General features: G+C 39.5%; 23 protein-coding genes. 11 read left to right on the forward strand and 12 right to left on the reverse strand.

Annotated elements, in window-relative coordinates; all coding sequences use genetic code 11:
* From QT327_RS14520 to QT327_RS14545, 6 genes are all read right to left on the reverse strand, one after another.
* The gene (locus tag QT327_RS14520; RefSeq protein ID WP_013667057.1) at positions 1-282 is read right to left on the reverse strand and encodes a hypothetical protein; all 282 of its coding nucleotides are present in this window, start codon (positions 280-282) and stop codon (positions 1-3) included.
* A gap of 52 nt (positions 283-334) precedes the next feature.
* Positions 335-643 carry a hypothetical protein gene (locus tag QT327_RS14525; protein ID WP_289553167.1) on the reverse strand — a complete coding sequence of 103 codons (309 nt, stop codon included), beginning with the start codon at positions 641-643 and terminating at the stop codon, positions 335-337.
* Positions 625-1974 carry an alpha-amylase family protein gene (locus QT327_RS14530; RefSeq protein WP_289553169.1) on the reverse strand — a complete coding sequence of 450 codons (1350 nt, stop codon included), beginning with the start codon at positions 1972-1974 and terminating at the stop codon, positions 625-627. The genes QT327_RS14525 and QT327_RS14530 overlap by 19 nt, the downstream gene beginning before the upstream one ends.
* Complete coding sequence (locus tag QT327_RS14535; protein WP_013667059.1) at positions 1971-3608, reverse strand: alpha-amylase family glycosyl hydrolase; 1638 nt, start codon at positions 3606-3608, stop codon at positions 1971-1973. Before QT327_RS14535 ends, QT327_RS14530 begins: the two co-directional genes overlap by 4 nt.
* Positions 3609-3642: 34 nt before the next feature.
* A complete protein-coding gene (locus tag QT327_RS14540) occupies positions 3643-4539 on the reverse strand; it encodes an SDR family oxidoreductase (protein ID WP_130855897.1) in 897 nt (298 codons plus the stop codon).
* 78 nt (positions 4540-4617) lie between these two features.
* A complete protein-coding gene (locus tag QT327_RS14545; RefSeq protein ID WP_130855896.1) occupies positions 4618-4812 on the reverse strand; it encodes a hypothetical protein in 195 nt (64 codons plus the stop codon).
* A 276-nt stretch (positions 4813-5088) separates the two neighbouring features.
* On the opposite strand from QT327_RS14545, the gene QT327_RS14550 reads away from it, so the two are divergent.
* Complete coding sequence (locus QT327_RS14550; RefSeq protein ID WP_165446958.1) at positions 5089-5259, forward strand: hypothetical protein; 171 nt, start codon at positions 5089-5091, stop codon at positions 5257-5259.
* A 26-nt stretch (positions 5260-5285) separates the two neighbouring features.
* On the opposite strand, the gene QT327_RS14555 is transcribed toward QT327_RS14550, so the two are convergent.
* The 3 genes from QT327_RS14555 to QT327_RS14565 all read right to left on the reverse strand — a co-directional run bounded on the left by QT327_RS14555 (position 5286) and on the right by QT327_RS14565 (position 6643).
* Positions 5286-5486, reverse strand: coding sequence for a hypothetical protein (locus QT327_RS14555; protein WP_013667063.1), 201 nt, complete (start codon positions 5484-5486; stop codon positions 5286-5288).
* Positions 5487-5624: 138 nt separating this feature from the next.
* Positions 5625-5831 carry a KTSC domain-containing protein gene (locus tag QT327_RS14560; RefSeq protein ID WP_013667064.1) on the reverse strand — a complete coding sequence of 69 codons (207 nt, stop codon included), beginning with the start codon at positions 5829-5831 and terminating at the stop codon, positions 5625-5627.
* Positions 5832-5848: 17 nt separating this feature from the next.
* On the reverse strand, positions 5849-6643 hold the full coding sequence (locus QT327_RS14565; RefSeq protein ID WP_149105710.1) for a hypothetical protein: 795 nt from the start codon (positions 6641-6643) through the stop codon (positions 5849-5851).
* Between the two features lie 188 nt (positions 6644-6831).
* Between QT327_RS14565 and QT327_RS14570 the strand changes: the two genes are divergently transcribed.
* The 5 genes from QT327_RS14570 (at position 6832) to QT327_RS14590 (ending at position 9874) form a co-directional block, all read left to right on the forward strand.
* Positions 6832-7020 (forward strand): hypothetical protein, encoded by a 189-nt coding sequence (locus tag QT327_RS14570; RefSeq protein ID WP_289553170.1) that lies wholly within the window; start codon positions 6832-6834, stop codon positions 7018-7020.
* 11 nt (positions 7021-7031) lie between these two features.
* Entirely contained in the window at positions 7032-7574 is a 543-nt protein-coding gene (locus QT327_RS14575; protein WP_289553171.1) for a hypothetical protein, read from the forward strand.
* Positions 7574-8323 carry a metallophosphoesterase family protein gene (locus tag QT327_RS14580; RefSeq protein ID WP_130855893.1) on the forward strand — a complete coding sequence of 250 codons (750 nt, stop codon included), beginning with the start codon at positions 7574-7576 and terminating at the stop codon, positions 8321-8323. Before QT327_RS14575 ends, QT327_RS14580 begins: the two co-directional genes overlap by 1 nt.
* Before the next feature lie 111 nt (positions 8324-8434).
* Entirely contained in the window at positions 8435-9085 is a 651-nt protein-coding gene (locus QT327_RS14585) for a response regulator transcription factor (RefSeq protein WP_130855892.1), read from the forward strand.
* A gap of 150 nt (positions 9086-9235) precedes the next feature.
* Positions 9236-9874, forward strand: a complete 639-nt coding sequence (locus tag QT327_RS14590) for a response regulator transcription factor (RefSeq protein ID WP_013667069.1) — start codon at positions 9236-9238, stop codon at positions 9872-9874.
* A 215-nt stretch (positions 9875-10089) separates the two neighbouring features.
* Here QT327_RS14590 and QT327_RS14595 read toward each other — a convergent pair whose 3' ends face one another.
* Together QT327_RS14595 and QT327_RS14600 are read right to left on the reverse strand one after the other, a co-directional pair.
* Positions 10090-10608 carry a GNAT family N-acetyltransferase gene (locus QT327_RS14595; protein ID WP_013667070.1) on the reverse strand — a complete coding sequence of 173 codons (519 nt, stop codon included), beginning with the start codon at positions 10606-10608 and terminating at the stop codon, positions 10090-10092.
* A gap of 209 nt (positions 10609-10817) precedes the next feature.
* The gene (locus QT327_RS14600; protein WP_013667072.1) at positions 10818-11036 is read right to left on the reverse strand and encodes a hypothetical protein; all 219 of its coding nucleotides are present in this window, start codon (positions 11034-11036) and stop codon (positions 10818-10820) included.
* Between the two features lie 64 nt (positions 11037-11100).
* Here QT327_RS14600 and QT327_RS14605 point away from each other — a divergent pair, with 64 nt between their 5' ends.
* The gene (locus tag QT327_RS14605) at positions 11101-11259 is read left to right on the forward strand and encodes a hypothetical protein (protein WP_165446957.1); all 159 of its coding nucleotides are present in this window, start codon (positions 11101-11103) and stop codon (positions 11257-11259) included.
* Between the two features lie 374 nt (positions 11260-11633).
* The gene (locus QT327_RS14610; RefSeq protein WP_130855890.1) at positions 11634-11906 is read left to right on the forward strand and encodes a hypothetical protein; all 273 of its coding nucleotides are present in this window, start codon (positions 11634-11636) and stop codon (positions 11904-11906) included.
* A 151-nt stretch (positions 11907-12057) separates the two neighbouring features.
* Here QT327_RS14610 and QT327_RS14615 read toward each other — a convergent pair whose 3' ends face one another.
* Positions 12058-12867 (reverse strand): LLM class flavin-dependent oxidoreductase, encoded by an 810-nt coding sequence (locus QT327_RS14615; protein ID WP_289553173.1) that lies wholly within the window; start codon positions 12865-12867, stop codon positions 12058-12060.
* Between the two features lie 736 nt (positions 12868-13603).
* Between QT327_RS14615 and QT327_RS14620 the strand changes: the two genes are divergently transcribed.
* Genes QT327_RS14620 through QT327_RS14630 form a run of 3 tightly spaced genes read left to right on the forward strand, consistent with a single transcriptional unit; the run spans position 13604 to position 17243 of the window.
* The gene (locus QT327_RS14620; protein ID WP_242627179.1) at positions 13604-15379 is read left to right on the forward strand and encodes a carbamoyltransferase family protein; all 1776 of its coding nucleotides are present in this window, start codon (positions 13604-13606) and stop codon (positions 15377-15379) included.
* Positions 15380-15393: 14 nt separating this feature from the next.
* The gene (locus QT327_RS14625) at positions 15394-16377 is read left to right on the forward strand and encodes a glycosyltransferase family 2 protein (RefSeq protein WP_256377662.1); all 984 of its coding nucleotides are present in this window, start codon (positions 15394-15396) and stop codon (positions 16375-16377) included.
* On the forward strand, positions 16374-17243 hold the full coding sequence (locus QT327_RS14630; protein WP_289553176.1) for a glycosyltransferase family 9 protein: 870 nt from the start codon (positions 16374-16376) through the stop codon (positions 17241-17243). Before QT327_RS14625 ends, QT327_RS14630 begins: the two co-directional genes overlap by 4 nt.
* Positions 17244-17358 lie beyond the last annotated feature (115 nt).

A 17358-nucleotide genomic window follows, 5' to 3' on the forward strand; every position in this document is an offset into this window, starting at 1 on the left:
TTATTTTCGCTGAATGAATTTGTGAAAAGTACTCTGTTCGCCATCTGATTTTTTTTCCTGAAAAAGAAAATCCAGTTTATTTTCTTCAAATTCTTCAAAGAAATCTTCCCAGCTTATTTCCTCCAGGTCGTCATTATGCTCACTATGTTCAGGAAAATGGATTCTTAAAATACCTGCATCTTCGCCATTTCCTGTTCCTTTTACTCTGGCCGGGACACCACCCCGTTCTTTTGCCCATTGCTTTATTTCATTGTGATTGCTTGTTTGATTCGATGTGCTCATAGGTATAAAATTTATTTGTTTAAAAATATATTTAATAATAGGTAAACAATTGCTATTCCAGTTTAGACAGCTTATACCAAAGGTAACTGTAAGGAGAGAGTATGAGATTTATTTTTCCGGCAGATTCTTTCATTGATAAGGGGCTGCCCAACACACAGGTTAGCACCGGTTTTTCTTTCGTTAGATCTATTTCCACGTCTGCATTTGTATACGAAAAGTTATTAATGATAAGTATTCCATAGTCATTGAGATCATATCGATAAATGAATATTTGCGGATGATCATTCTTTAAGATTTGAAACGAACTGCAAAAAGCCAGCTTATACTCCTTTCGAGAGGCGATTATTTTTTTGTTTGACATAATATTGAAAATTCGTCATCCATTTCTTTGGAAACATTGATGTTTTGATATCCATAAACTCCTCCATCAATCACTGTCCACTTAAGCTCGGGTGGTGAAACGGAAGAAAAACCACCATTGAATGTATCGTCCCATTGCATAGCTGTTCGCACGCTTTGTCGTTCCTGCAAGTCCAAATCATCTCCCATTCCGATTTCTTCACCATAACGAATTACAGGGCTTCCAGGGAGTGTTAATAGAAGATTCATACTTAAACAAATATGCATTCGATTGTTGTTCAACATAGGAGGCAATCTTCTTCTAATGCCCCTATCATAGATTCGCATAAATGGACAGGGTGCAAAAACTTCCATAACGCGGGCTCGTTCATCGTTTGTTAATCGTTCCAAATCCAATTCATCATGGTTTCGAAGAAAGTTCAGATACTGACCGTGGCCATTTGAGAAGGGTAAGCGTTTAAAAGCGTTTATTAGCGGTTTAGCACAGTGTTCTGCAAGAGCGAGAAACAGATAGTTATTCAGGAAGAAATTAAATAATCCATCAAGTTTTTTCCCTTTGTTAAAAAAACGGGGATAGTCTTCCGGTTCAACATCCGCCTCTCCAATAAGAATCGCGTCTTTATTGATTTTAAGAACAGCTTCCTTCCATCGATCTAGAACGTCATAGGGGTTTCCTTCAAAACGCTCGTCGCCTTTGTTTTTAAGTATGTGTGGAACGGCGTCAATGCGAAAACCAAAAATGCCAAACTGCATCCAGAAGTTTAAAATTCGAAGAATCTCTTCCTGAACTGCGGGATTTGACACGTTCAAATCGGGTTGAAAGTGATAAAAAGTATGGTAGTAATAACGATTCACCTGGTGATTATATTCCCAATTGCTTTCTTCGACAGTCTTGAATACCAAATCTTCCTTGTCATTTTCCGGTTTCTCATCCTTCCATATATAAAAATCGTGAAATCTGCTGCCTCTATCGGATATTGCTTCAAGGAACCAAGGATGTCGATTGCTTGTATGATTAACTACCAAGTCGATAATTATTTTAATATTTCTTTTTGCGGCCGATTTTACCAGTACTTCAAAGTCCTGCAGTGTTCCTAACCGAGTATCAACTGTATAGTAATTAACCACATCATATCCCCCATCCTTTTCGTCTGAGCTATAAAAAGGTACTAGCCAAATACAATTGATACCTAAATATTGAAGATAATCCAATTTAGATATAAGCCCTTGAATATCACCTAATCCGTTGTGGTCAGCATCTTTAAAGCTTCGAACGTCCAACGAATAGATGACAGCTTCTTTTAACCAATGTTGAGAGCATAGGTCTTTCATGTATTAAGAACAGGTGCAGAAACGGTTTTGTTTTTTTCTAATCGAATAACCAGTGCTTCATCCCCACCTACATAGATTTCTTCTTCAAGTGATAGACCCTCAGTCTCGGGTGTTGTTGCTAAAATTACCTCGCCTTTTAAAACGGTCTTGCCTTGTTGTTTAAAATAAGCGGGTCTTGGCGTTAAATTCAATGCGATAAGAAAGGTAGGATATCCTTCGAGCGCTCGTTTATAAATAATCAACTGCTGATCGCTAAATATAGGAACATAGTTGCCGTATTGCAATGTCGGCTCTTCATTCCTCAGCTTGATAAGCTTCCGGTACAAGGTAAGCATACTATAAGGATTATCTTTCTGAATCTCTACATTCTCCCGTTTAAAACGCTTGTCGACTCGAAGCCATGGTTTAACTGTTGAAAAACCGGCGAATTCACCATTGTTCCATTGCATGGGGGTTCTGGCGGGATCCCGGCTTAAATTTTTACCGGGCATATTTAGTCCTTGGGGATCTTGCACTTCATCGCTTGGTATAGGAACATCGTACATGCCAATCTCGTCTCCATAGTAAATTGTTGGCGTTCCCCTTAGTGTAAGTAGTAAAAATGCAGCAACCCTTGCCTGTTGGCCTCCGATACGACTAGCTATACGCGGCTTATCGTGATTGCTTAGAACCCAATTGGGCCAACCATTTTCCGGAATTGCCCCCTCGTATTCATCAATGGCAACAGCAATTTGTTGGGCATCCCACGGCAATGTGAGTAATTGGAAGTTAAAAGGCAAATGCGCACCACTCGAATTAATTCCATAGTAGGTAACTAGCCGTTGGATTGGCAGGTATATTTCACCGATCAACACTTTCTCCTGATACTGTTCGAGTAGCGCACGCATTTGTCCAACTAACTCATGCACTTCCGGCTGATCGGTAGAATATACGGGGAGCAGACGATTATAATTAGCATCCCTTTCTTGAAAATCAGGATTGAGCGGATTATCCCGAAGTTGTTTGTCTTTAATTAAATGCCACATAACATCAACGCGGAACCCGTCAACGCCTTTTTCCAACCAAAATTGCATTACCTCCAACATCGCTTTTTGAACATCTTCGTTTCGCCAATTAAGGTCTGGTTGTTCTTTTAAAAATGCATGATAATAATATTGCTGTGTATCTTCATCCCACTCCCAAGCGCTTCCACCGAATACGCTAAGCCAATTATTAGGAGCCGAGCCATCTGGTTTGGCATCTTCCCAAATATACCAAGAACGCTTTGGTGAATCTTTTGATGACTTGGACTCGATAAACCAGGGATGTTGGCTGGATGTGTGATTAGGCACTAGATCCAATATCAACTTCATGTTTCTCCTATGAAGTTCATCAAGGAGTGATTCCAAATCGTGCATCTCGCCGAATATAGGATGAATCTGTTTATAATCTGATATATCGTAGCCAAAATCAGCCATCGGCGAAGGATAAATTGGTGACAGCCATACCGCTCTAATTCCTAACCATTCTAGGTAATCTAACTGTTGGATAATCCCTTTTAAATCGCCTATACCATCCCCGTTACTATCTTTAAACGAACGAGGATAAATCTGATATATAATGCCATGACGCCACCACAATTGCTCTTGGTACATTGTTAAGAAGAAATAAATTTAAAATCTGTCTATACTAAATAGTAACTCGTCCACCGGTAGCAGGTATCGTTGCCCCCGAGATATAGCTGCTTTCGTCAGACGCCAAAAAAACGTAAATCGGAGCCATTTCAGCAGGTTGGGCCGGACGTCCCATTGGCGTATTTTCACCGAACTTATCCGCATTAGGCATCGTAGAAGGAATTAAAGGCGTCCATACAGGACCCGGGGCAACTGCATTGACTCGTATACCCTTCTTTTGCTCTAGAAATAATTGTGCTAGGTTCGACGTGAAGTTTTGGATCGCGCCTTTTGTAGCTGCATATGCTAATAATATGGGTGTGGGAGAATAGGCATTTACAGAAGTGGTGTTAATAATACTTGCGCCCTTTTTCATGTAAGGTTCCGCTGCCTTGCATAAATAATACATACTATGAATATTTGTCGCGAAGGTGTGTTCCCATTCTCCTTCCGGTATATCCTGTAAGCTTTCTCGTCCCATTTGAAATGCGGCATTGTTCACAAGAATATCTACTTGTCCAAATTCGGTAATCGCCTGTTCAACTAGCGATCGACAATGGGAGGCCTCGCCTATGTCACCTTTTACGAGGAGCGCTTTGGTTCCTGCTTCTTGCACCCATCGGGCGGTGTCCTTCGCATCTTCATCTTCAACATCTGCCAAATAGCTGATGAGAACATCAGCGCCCTCGCGTGCAAAGGCGATTGCAGCTGCTTTTCCAATACCCGAATCGCCTCCTGTAATAATGGCTTTCTTTCCTTTCAACTTACCTGTCCCTCGATAACTTTCTTCTCCATGGTCAGCCTTTGGCTCCATTTCCCGCTCAACTCCGGGTGCCTCCTGCTCTTGTTGAGGGAAGGGCGGTACCGGGTGTTTTTTTTGCGGATCTTGTACATTTTGATTAGAACTGCTCATTACTTTTCTCATTAAGGTTAATAGAAAACAAGAAAGTGCCATTATATGGGTTTTCCTTTCTTGTTGGTTCATTGTTAATTAAGGCATCGATGTTGTATCCATTGCGGTATCAACCGGTGCTGCCATTCCTGAAGTATCATTGGGATGCATGGGTTCTTGTAATGTATCTGTTCCATCCCCAGCTCCCATACCATCGTTTGTATCGCCTTGACGATTACCGCATCCAATAAAAATAAATGCTGCTACTGCAGCTGTAAACAATAACTTTTTCATAAGGATATATTATAAATTCAACTAAACTTTACTTCCATTGCTAAAAAACCGAGCCAAGCATATTTTTTTACTGAAATGAATAAAAAAATAAAATCTATTAGAAGATTACTAACAATAAGACGCGTTGGAGATTGAAAGAATTCCGGATAAATAAACAACTTATCCATTTATTAGTACATCTATAAAACCAGGCCGGAAGATGAGATGCGATTGGTCAATTGTGAGGGTAGCGGAACGGCGTTTGCTATAAGTTTAGAAAGATAAAATGACTATTATATGGATCGGAAAAAGAAAAATGAACGTAATCAGCAACTGAACAATGGTGGGACAGACGAACGGAACGGTATGCTACAGAAAAAGAACCCAGACAAAAAGCCTGGCAGAATTAAGCAACCTGCAATTGAAAAGGAGGCACTTATTATTAATGAAAAAGGGAGGAAATTGTAGAATAGTTTCGTATCGGTTTGTATCCGTTAACTTTTATTTTTCTCCCCTAGTTTGTCCTCATCATTTGCATTCTGCCAGTCTTCTGTATTTTTTGGAACCTCATTTATCTGGTCCTTCTGTGGATCTACTCCCGCTTCATAGGATAAATCGGGCTTGTCCTCTTCTTCCCTCTTTTTAGAGGCTTTGTTTTTTAAAGGGGATAAGCGCTTGTCTTTTCTTATAGCCATTTTTTTTTATTAAGGTAATCACACATATAGCACATAAATTATTCCAAGTAGAACAGCGACAAAAAATGTAGTCATGCTATGTATTCTGTTTTAATCCTTTGAGCGCGCTATGGCTGTAATATCCTGTTTTAATTATGTTCAAATTTGTGATTCTCTTTTTTTAAATGGATAGTTTCCCCGTATCTTTTTATTGAAAAAAGCACCTTTCGAACGGGCGTGGATCAGTTCCTCATAAATTATGGGTGGAACATTGTAATAAAGATACAGCAAGCCAGTAGTGAAAACGATTTGAAGAACTTCGGTGTCTGCATTGTAATGAACGGAATCTATAACAGTGGAGGGCATAGCTATATAATTTTGACTTAGTCACATTTTACGAATAATGTTGGTCGCATTACCTGAACTTGCGTAAGTTCCTTAAAAAGATTTTTAGACAATATCTTTTTCACAAAGGTCTTGGCAATTGAAGTCACAACTAATACATCTATATCCTCTTCATTTATCGCCCGTTTAACTCCTTCAAGGACGGTATCTGCTTCTACTACTAAAAAGTGAATATCAACCTTCTCGATATTTCCCCTAATGTCAAGCTCCCATTCACGCATTCGTTCGTATGCCAACTCTTTTTTTTCCTCATTTGCCACATGAAATACCGTTATATCTAGTTTCCCATCAAATAACTGTTCAACTAGTTTAATGCTTTCTATTTCGTTTTCATGAAAACTCGTCATCACGCCAACATGACGAAGATTTGGCAAGTGCTGGCTTTCGGGAAGTACCAATACAGGCGTATAGCACTGCTCTACTAATCCCTCAGTAAGGTCGCGCGACGCATAATGTAAAATATCTGCATACTGTCCGGACACAATGAGATCAAAGTGTTCGCTTCTGTTTAAATCCAAAAGGAACTGCAAGATGTCACCTTGTATTGCCTCTCCCCTAATGTGGACAAGCGGAAAATCGTTTTTCGCCTGCCTCATTAAGTGTTCAAGCTTTTGATCAATATCCTCTTTATTCTCAGATTTGTCATTTTCGAACGACAAAATAATGAATACCGACCAATCGAAGAGATTCGCTTTCTTTAATACAAACTGCAGAACATAAAAGGTTTTTACTGAGAAATTCAATGGTATTAATACTTTTTTTCTTCCAGACATAATAGTTTGAATATTACCTTATTGTGTTGTCAAACAAATAGATTCGGTTAAGGTTTGAAAGCTATAGCAGATTAGGAGGTTCAGGAAAACTCCTTTTAATCTCGTTATTCATGAGTGAAGTATATTCAATACGGAAAAAGAACAAAAAAGGCGGAGATGCTGTTATAACCTTATAGAATGCTAAACTTATGATAGAAACACAGGAGCAAAAAGATATTTCCAATGCATTTTTTAAAGAAGCATTAAAACTTTTAAATGATAGCGGTAGTCCGTACATGCTAGGTGGCGCCTTTGCCATGTTTCATTATACCGGTATTTTTAGAAATACAAAGGATCTCGATATTTTCTGTAAAAGCAGTGAATATCCAAAATCCTGAAGCATTTCGCCTTGAATGGTTATCGAACCGAATTGACCGATGCGAGGTGGCTAGCCAAAGTCTTTAAGGGAGATTATTTTATAGATATTATTTTCGATACCGTTAATAACATTTGTACGGTAGACGACAGCTGGTACGTACGTGCGAGTACCGGCGAATTTGTTGGTGTACCAGTCAAATTTATTCCCGCTGAAGAGCTGATTTGGTGTAAAATGTATGTTAGGAATCGAGAAAGAAACGACAGTGCTGATATCAATCATACCTTTTTACGATATGGAAAGCATATTGATTGGAAGCATCTTTTAAATCGCCTAGATCAACATTGGCACATTTTACTAGCGCAATTAATAACTTTTCAATTCGTTTATCCGGCCGACTATCGGCACATAGTACCTAAATGGCTTTTTGATGAACTCATAGAGCGAGCGAAAGAGCAATACGAGCTACCGCCTCCCGTTGAGAAGGTATGTAGAGGTCCTTTGATTGATCAAACGCAATATGAGGTGGATATCAAAGAATGGAATTATAAGTCATCTACAATTACAACAATTTAATGATGGGAAAGAAAGTTAAAACCACAATAGCTGCGCTAGCAGATATTCACATTCGAGTGAGTGATAAAGGCCGCTGGGCAGATTGTTTCGAGGAAATAGCTAACAAAGCTGACGTACTGCTAATTTGTGGCGATCTTACCGATACAGGAGATGAAGATGAGGCGACCGTTTTGGCTGCTGAATTAAAATCATGCAATATACCGGTTATAGGTGTATTGGGAAATCACGATTACGAAAAAGGTAGACATAAATTAATTCGTCAGATTCTGCAAGACAGTAATATGGTCATTCTAGATGGCGAAGGTATTGTTATTGATAATATTGGTTTTGCGGGTGTAAAGGGCTTTGGTGGTGGCTTTGACGAATATATGCTATCTATGTTTGGTGAAGAGTCTATGAAATCTTTTGTTCAAGAGGCCGTAAATGAATCGTTGCAGCTGGATCGTGCACTTGCTAGATTGGAGCAAGACAATCCTAATATTCTCAAAATCGCTTTATTACATTATTCACCTATTAAGGAAACCGTAATTGGAGAACCTGAGCAAATTTTTCCTTTTTTAGGCTCTTCGAGACTAGCAGACCCTTTACATAGGAGAAAGGTCTATGCTGCCTTTCACGGCCACGCTCATGCCGGCCAGCTCGACGGTGTGACTTCGGGCGGTGTCCGGGTCTTCAATGTGGCTTTGCCAATACTTAGAAATGAAGATCAAGCCAAGCCCTATTATCTATTAGACGTACCACATAAATAGACAAAAATACAGATAGGATATTAACACGTAGGCATGATAAAACACTTTATTAAATAGCTGTCACATTATCGTGAATCAATAAGCGATTGGCCATTAACCAAATGAGATATCATGATTAACATTATTCTAGTTGACGACCACCATATTGTAAGACAAGGCATTAGGACCTTATTGGAAATTGAATCGGATATTACCGTTGTTGGCGAAACGGATCAACAAGAAGAGCTGCTTTTCCTCCTCGACGAGCGACAAACGGTGGATGCGATCGTTATGGATATCAATATGCCGGATACCGATGGTATAACCTTAACTAAGCATATTAAAAATCTTTATCCAGGTATTCATATCATCGTTCTCTCAATGATGGATCATGAAAAATATGTTTCCCAAGCCTTTGAGGCTGGTGCAACAGCATATTTGATCAAAAACGTAAGCCGTGATGAACTCTTGTTCGCGATTCGGTTTGCCGCCCAGGGTGAACCCTATATTTGCGCGGAAATTAGTTTTAAACTTTTGCGACAAGCTATGAAAGTAGTCCCTTCATCAGCCAGTGCAAATGCTACTGATTTACAAATAAATAACCGTGAAATGGAAGTTTTGGCCCTCACAGCTGATGGATTTACGAATCAGGAAATCGCAGAACGCTTGTTTACAAGTAAACGGACAGTAGAAGGATACCGCCAAAGTCTTATTGAAAAAACAGGTGTAAGAAATACTGCTGCATTAATAAAGTACGCTTATCAGAATGGTATCCTGAAATAATGTATATTACCGTATTTACCGAAGCTAATTTTGGGTATTTATACGTAATTGATGTTTCCTTTAATCACGACCTTTGTTGGCAGTCAGATTGCATAACTGCGACGTGAATTGCGCAGAAAAGTTTAGTGGTTAATTATCTAATTCTCAATTATGAAAACCAAGTTAGCGATTGCGGACAATAATCCTATACGTCGAGATGGTATCCGAGCTATATTACAACAGGACAATATAGATGTCAATTACACCAATAACTGTCTAGAAACCTTAAAAGAGCATCTAACGGATGTCGACGTACTGATTTGGGGTAATGATCTTAACTATTCTATCGACAAGGAATTGATAGCTAAGTTGAAAGGATCCGGTAATTTAAAGATTATAATTTTAGACAACGACCATGGTTTACAGCCTGCGATCCGAGCAATGCATGCGGGGGCGCACGCCTACATTACGCAATCGGTTCAAAAAGAAGAACTTTTATTTGCAATCCGCTATGTTTTGCAAGGTAAAAAATACGTTGATCCAAGCCTAACGGTACGACTTTTTAATAAACTAAGCGACTTTGAAGATCATATTAGTACGCTGAACACCGATCTCGCGCTATCTGACAAAGAAAAGGAGGTGCTTGATTTAATGGTATGCGGCTACGCCAATAAAGAAATTGCTTACCGTTTATTTACCACAAAACGCAACATCGAAGATTTACGTCAAAACCTCATCACAAAAACTGGGGCGAAAGACAATTTAAGTCTGATATTTTATCGTCTGCATAAAGAGTTCATACAAAATTAGATTTAGCGATTTTATCGTTGGTTTGCACTCTTTAGTACCTGCCCGGAACCGTTCGAAAGAAGTATCTGCTTTGACCGAACGGTTTCTTACAATATCAGTGTACCCTTAACAAAGTAATGGTTCTGAAAACCGGCATGTGTACTGCGATAGTGATAGATTAGGTAGAAAAAATTAATCGGACTTGATTTTAAGTCCGATTAAATATACGTAAACCATTAATAAAGTAAATTGGTCGTTCTTCTCGGAATATATTGCTGTAATATTTTACTGTAAATATTGGCATTACTACTCTTATCCATCATAAAGCCCAATTTATCCATGATCTGAATAACCTGGTCATTTATAGAATTAAGTAAAATCTTTACTTCATTGACTCCATAAAAGTATTTAGCCATCTCTAACATCTGATTGAAGGCCTCCACCATTAAACCCTTGTTTCTATATTCCGGAAGTAAGGTTCCACCCACATACATATCTTTCCTGTTCTTTCCTCCTTTGTAAATCATACAAGACCCGATAATTTTATCAGGTGCTGATTTCAAACGAATGGTATACACACACTTTGCTAGCCATAACAAGCGCTTTGTAAATTCTTCCGGCGATTCATCATTTTCGTATAAATCTTGATAGTAAGTACCATACTGCTGCGGGAAAGAATGTAAATGGCAAAACTCACGTGCCTCGCTTAGGGATAGTTTTCTTAAAACTATACCCGTTTTTTCATAGTTTTTCATTAGATAAAAAGAATATATATATGTACTGTAAATAATTTCCCGAAACATGGAAGCCCTTGATGAATAGGAGCTTTCTTGGTACCTATTAATTTTCAATATTTATGCCAAAAAGAAGGAAAAGCTAGATAAAAATCAAAAAATATATTTTTTAGGAAAATAAATTTCATAATAGGGTAAATACGTCTTCTTCAAAAATAAGATGCTAATTCTTAGTGAGAATAACGTTTTCCTTCTCCAATAATATGATAATTATCTAAAACAGCACGGTAACTTGGATAATTGTGGTCAATTTTGCTGATTGGCTTCTTTCCAACCTTTTGCAAAAATTTTTTTAAATGAGGACAGTGCTTACTATTCAAGTTTGTAGGATCAATATCATCGTCCACCGCAACAGCCGTCTCCAAATCGTAACAAACTAAATAATACATGGCTTTTGTTTTTTATTTTATAACAGTTTAAACGCTTTTTTGTTTTTAAGTAAAAATTCTAGTTATGCGAAATTTAACATACGTTGTTTATATTCTACTGTTTACTATCCTGAGCACTATTGTTTTATATTTTGGACGCAGCTTTCTCGTACCCATAGCATTGGCAGCCATTATGGCCACCTTGTTCATTGAAGTTAGCAATTGGTTGAACAACGTGGGCTGAAGCGTACCATAGCATCATCGGCCGCAGTAGACCTGATCGTGCAATTCGTTCAGACCATATATTGGAGTTTTAATAGTAAGCCGTCAAGTGAATATTAATCCACTCCTTATGATCGTAGGCTTAGTGGCAGGTGAAGCCGTGTAGGAACCGCCGGTATGATTTTGGCCATCCCTCTACTATGTGTCATGAAGATTATCTGCGGCCAAATACCAGGCTTAGAGTCTTATGGTTTTTTAATCGGAACACAAGTAAAATAAAAGAGAAAGTTTCGGATAAGCAAAAAAAGTATAAGCTAAGCCCAACCTATTCCAAACATCGTTTGCTGAAACAAGAGACTGTTAAAATATTTTCTACGATTATAAATGATATAAATTATGATGTTTTTAAGTTCGAACGCCCTACGCCTTCTTCGTTTACTAAGAAGGTGGTCAGTTGGATCCATAGGTAAGTTTGCAGAGGAAATGCAATTGGACCCTGAAAGCGTTCTCAAGGCAACCTACATACTGGAGCAAAACGGCTACATTCTTACAGTAGACATCGCTGATGATTGTCCCTATCCAAATAAAATGCTCGAGATAAATGCGCTGGGACTTAGTTTTCTGGAAGGGCTTGACGGTAGAGTGGATAACACACAAGACAAAACCTAGCGCTTTTTTAGCCTTGGGACAACGAATTTTCCGAAATCACGGATAAATTCTTCTTGATAGATGTTGACATTATGAAGAATAAGATGTTCGAAGCCAAGAGACAAGTCTTGCTCCAACCACTGTAGCTGATCCTGCCAATTACTGGATACTCTTATTTTTTGGGTATATCCTCAAAGCTAACGGATGATCCAAGCGCATCGAATTCTTCTATCGTGGCTATATCACTTAGAAGTATTGGATCTAGTAAATTATTCCTCCATTGTTCGTACGCATTTACAAGGGCCAGTTCCTCTGATGTTGCATACGACAATTGCACTTTTAAAAACATAGGTTTCCCTTCTCCGCCATTTTTCCTGAATGCAGTCACTACCTCCTTCAATTCGTTATACGGCCTGCTAATTGTAATCAAACCATCTGCCCACTTACCTACCCAACCCGCCGTCTCCACACTTACAGCAGCGCCGAAAATTGGAATGGGTTTGTTGGGTCGCGTGTTAAGTTTGGCCCTGTCTACACGCACATGACCCTCGTAGCTTACTTCCTTGCCTCCCAATAAAGCGCGAATAATGGTCGCGCATTCTCTCAAACGTTCATTTCTGAATTTTTTATCGGGCCAGTTGTCTCCTGTGATGTGTTCGTTGATATTTTCGCCGCTACCCAAAGATACCCATAACCGATCTGGAAACATATATCCAAGCGTCGCAATAGCCTGGGCAATTATAGCAGGGTGATAACGCTGCCCAGGGGCGCATACAAAACCAAAAGGAAGCCTGGTAGATTGCATGGCAGCGCCTAGCCAAGTGAAAGCATAGCCGCTGTGTTGTTGGGTTATGCTCCAAGAATGAAAATGATCAGAGCAATGTATAGCCGTAAAGCCGCACTGTTCCGCTAGTATAGCCCAACCTAATAGGTCTGTTGGGCTAAATTGTTCATGAGATGCATGATAAGCGATAGTTTGCATTTTCGTTTGTTTACGTCATACCATATTTTAGGTTGCCGGTGCTAAAAAGTCACAAACCTCTGTGCATTGTGTGAAATATCATATTTCACGTTAGTGCTTCCTATAAAAGTAGTATACGATACCGATAGCTAACAAAAAGATAATTCCAAATAAAATAGGTGCAAACATAGCGTCTTGCGTTAAATAATAAATCTATTAAATTCATTGCGTGGCAGCCGGTAATCTTTATTTAATCTACCCGAAGCGTCATGAATCATACATCGAATATATCCCTGCCCCTTTACGTTTCCTTTGGACGTTTTGCGTTCCAAAAAGACCTGTATTGGATCGCTGGACTCGTCAGTTTTAAAACTTAGTTCGTATTGATTGCAAGAACACGCTATGAGCGACATGCAATCGTATTTTTTACGTAAGATTTTTAATATAGGTTCTTTCAATCCCATGACATCCTTATTTACCACCTATATAAGCAACTATTGAACCTATAAACATACACAAGTATACTTCATGCAAAAATCCTTAGCTCAAGCAATGCGGTGCCGTTGAAGGCAATATTGGCAACATTTTATTAGTGTCCTAAAAAGTGCATAGTGCTGTACCCATTCGACGAGAAGATATAACAATAACTCAATTTTAAAGAACAAATAACTAAATGAAAAAGGGTTCTTGAGCACAAAATTGAGGGCGTAGAGAAGTGGCACTGTATATGGAATCCGATTCTTATTTAACCCTATAAATGAAAGATATGTATACCTTAGGAATTAACGCAGCTTTTCATGACTCCGCAGCTTGTTTAATCGAAAATGGACACCTAATTGCAGCCGCCGAAGATGAACGATTCACGCAAATCAAACATGGTAAACGCCCCATTCCATTTTCGACCTATGAACTACCTTATCATGCAATTGATTTTTGTCTAAAGCAAGCAGGAATCACCTTGTCTGCGGTTGATCACATCGCTTATTCGTTTGATCCCTTTTTATTGGTTAACCCTGGGGATGAGAAGAGGCCATGGGCAGATATTCCTTTTGTTAGAAATACAGAACACGATAAAGATTCCGAGCCGTGGCGAAATCTTTTTCTTTCCTCTATCATTAATGCTCCACGACAATTGGTTGATGGTTACCCACACCATCTGCAATCCTCCTTTTTAAATGCAAGGACAAACGATTGGATCTGGCATTTTACGGATCATCATCTGTCCCATGCAGCCAGTGCATTTTTTCCTTCTCCTTTTGAGGCAGCAGCCGTGCTCGTTATGGACGGTCGGGGTGAAACAGCATCAAGTTCTTATTACGTTGGAAACCAAAATGGCTTGGAGTTGATACAACAAGTACAGCTGCCCCATTCCCTAGGCCTGTTGTATGAAGATATCACAGCGCATCTCGGATTTCTACGATCATCTGACGAATATAAAGTAATGGCTTTAGCTTCATATGGTGAGCCTGTTTTTGTTGATGAATTTAGAGAGATTGTGCGCTTAACAGGAAGCGGACAATATGAAATAAGCGATCTGCGACTTTCTGAGAGATTTGGCCCACAGCGCTTAAGAAACGCTCCCTTTACCGCACACCATTTTAACATTGCACGTTCGCTTCAGTATGTTTTAGAAGAGCGTATATTGGAGTTGTTGAATTGGTTTTATGAGGTGACGCGGGAAGAAAATCTTTGTCTCGCCGGCGGTGTATTTCTCAATTGTGTTTTAAATGCCCGTATCAGGGATAAAAGTCCATTCAAGAATGTGTGGGTGCAGCCTGCTGCCGGTGATTCCGGTACAGCTTTAGGGGCTGCTATATTAAAAGATCGGGAAGAACGTAGAGAAAGTAAAAAGACTTCGATCATGCAGGACGTATATTTAGGCCCCTCTTACTCCGATAGTGACATACAACGTATTTTGGAACGAAATAAAATTCCTTATATCAAAATGCATGACATAGTGGAAGAGACCGCAACGTTACTTGCTCAAGATAAAATTATCGGATGGTTTCAGGGTGCGATGGAATATGGCCCAAGAGCCTTAGGAAGTCGTTCTATCTTGGCTTCGCCGTTAAGTCCTGAAATGCAAGCCAAATTAAATGAGGTAAAGGATCGCGAAGACTTTCGACCCGTCGCACCTGTTGTAACGGAAGAGGACGCCGAAAATTGGTTTGTGGGAGCAAAACAGTCACCGTTTATGCTGTTCATCTATGATGTGATTCCCGATAAAGCGACGCAAATACCAGCCGTAAAGCACGTCGATGGTACTGCGCGTATTCAAACGGTTAATGAAAAACAAAATCCACTTTATTACCGACTTATCAAGGCGTTCGAACGGAAAACAGGAGTGCCTGTACTCGTAAATACCTCTTTTAACACATTGGGAAAGCCAATTGTATGCACACCAAGAGATGCTATTGAATGCTTTTGGACATCCCCCTTCGATGCGCTTATCATAGGATCCTTTCTAATTCAGAAGGATTATGTCAATGTTCCTGAAAGAATGGTCTTGGACGAAAATCTTGTTAGTTTTTAGGGTGCCGTATGGATATGTTTAGGATAACTGTAGTAATTCCGACTTACCAAAGAACGATGTTATTGTCACGATGTCTAGACGCTTTGACTAAACAAACACTTAATCAGCGTTTATATGACATTATTGTGGTGGGTGATGGTTATGACAAAGAAACGGAAGAGCTGGTAGCTACGTTTAATACCGCTTTTGAAAATCGTATAACTTATCTTTATACTGAATGCAAAAAAGGACCGGCTGCAGCCCGAAACCTAGGATGGTTATACGCTGATGGACACCTGGTTGCGTTCACTGATGATGATTGTATTCCCGATGAACTTTGGCTTCAGGAAATTTTTGACGCCTATAACGGTGAGGAGAAAATCGTATATACAGGATCAGTATATGTACCAACCCCCGAGAGCCCGACAGATTTTGAAAGGAATACGGCACAATTGGAGGTTGCAGAGTTTATCACGGCTAATTGTATTTGTACGAAACAAGCGCTATACCATGTCGGAGGTTTTGACGAACGATTTAAAATGGCATGGAGAGAAGACAGCGACTTGCATTTTAAGCTTCTCCGTGCAAAAATCCCAATAATAAAACTTAACAAAGCCGTTGTTATTCATCCAGCTAGAAAGGCCAAATGGGGAATTAGCATAAAAGAACAAAAGAAAGGCATATATAATGCGTTATTGGCAAAGAAATTTCCAAGTCTCTATCAAGCCCGAATCGGCCATCCAACAAATGCTTTATATTACAGTCTTTTATTGCTATTGATTTCCATGGTTCTCTTATGGCATGTGAACCTGAAGTGGGCCTTTTTTGCCAGTCTAAGTTTTTGGTTGTTTCTTACCGCTAAATTTATTTTAATACGTCTGAGAGGAACCAGTAAATCACCCTCTCATATTGCAGAAATGGTTTTTACTTCAATACTAATACCGTACTTATCTATTTTTTGGCAGCTGTATGGTTCTATTAAATACCGAACCGTTTATAATATTAAGATCGGAAAATGAAATCAATCGCAATTTTCAGAGCCTTACAATTAGGAGATTTTTTATGTGCGATACCGGCAATACGCTCATTAAGACAAGCGTATCCGAATGCGCGTATTGCTTGGATAGGACTGCCGGGTACACAACATCTGCAACATCGTTTTGCCAATTATATTGATGAATTCATTCCCTTCCCCGGCTATCCGGGGCTGCCTGAGCAGCCCATTGAACCGAAAAAGATTTTGGCCTTTCTACAAGATATGCAGAGGCGTAAATTTGATTTGGTAATACAAATGCAGGGAAATGGCACCTATGTTAATGCACTCGTTTCATTATTTGATGCAAATAAATTGGCTGGCTTTTTCAAGGATTCACTCTTTCGACCAAACAATGAACATTTTGTTCCCTATCCTGAACACTTGCATGAGATTGAACGGCACTTATATTTGATGCATCATCTCGGCATACCTGATGCAGGTAAACAACTCGAATTTCCGCTTCTAAAAGACGATCGTCATATCTGCGAAAAATTCCATTTAACGCCGGGGAATTTCGTTTGTATACATCCTGGGTCACGTGGCGAATCTCGTAGATGGAATCCAAAGTACTTTGCGCAAATAGCCAACCGTTGTTTAGAAGCGGGTTATGATGTCGCTATTACGGGGACAAAAGAGGAAGAAACGATTGCCAACGAACTATCAGCACATATGAACCGCCCGCCATTATTTCTTGTCGGTCAAACAGATTTAGATGAGATCGCCCTTTTACTTAAACAAGCGAGGGGATTATTATCCAACTGCACAGGGGTAGCCCATATAGCCTATGCACTGCAGGTGCCTGCAGTGGTCGTTAGTATGGATGGTGAACCTCATCGGTGGGGCCCCTAACTCCTACAAGGCAGCAAATAATAGATTGTCAAAGAAAGCCAAATGTCGAAAAGGTGCTTCAACATTTCAACAATACAGTGTTGTGTAATATATAAAATCACCACATAGACAATAC

The organism is Olivibacter sp. 47 (genome assembly GCF_030372825.1).
GTDB classification, from domain to species: Bacteria; Bacteroidota; Bacteroidia; order Sphingobacteriales; family Sphingobacteriaceae; genus Olivibacter; species Olivibacter oleidegradans.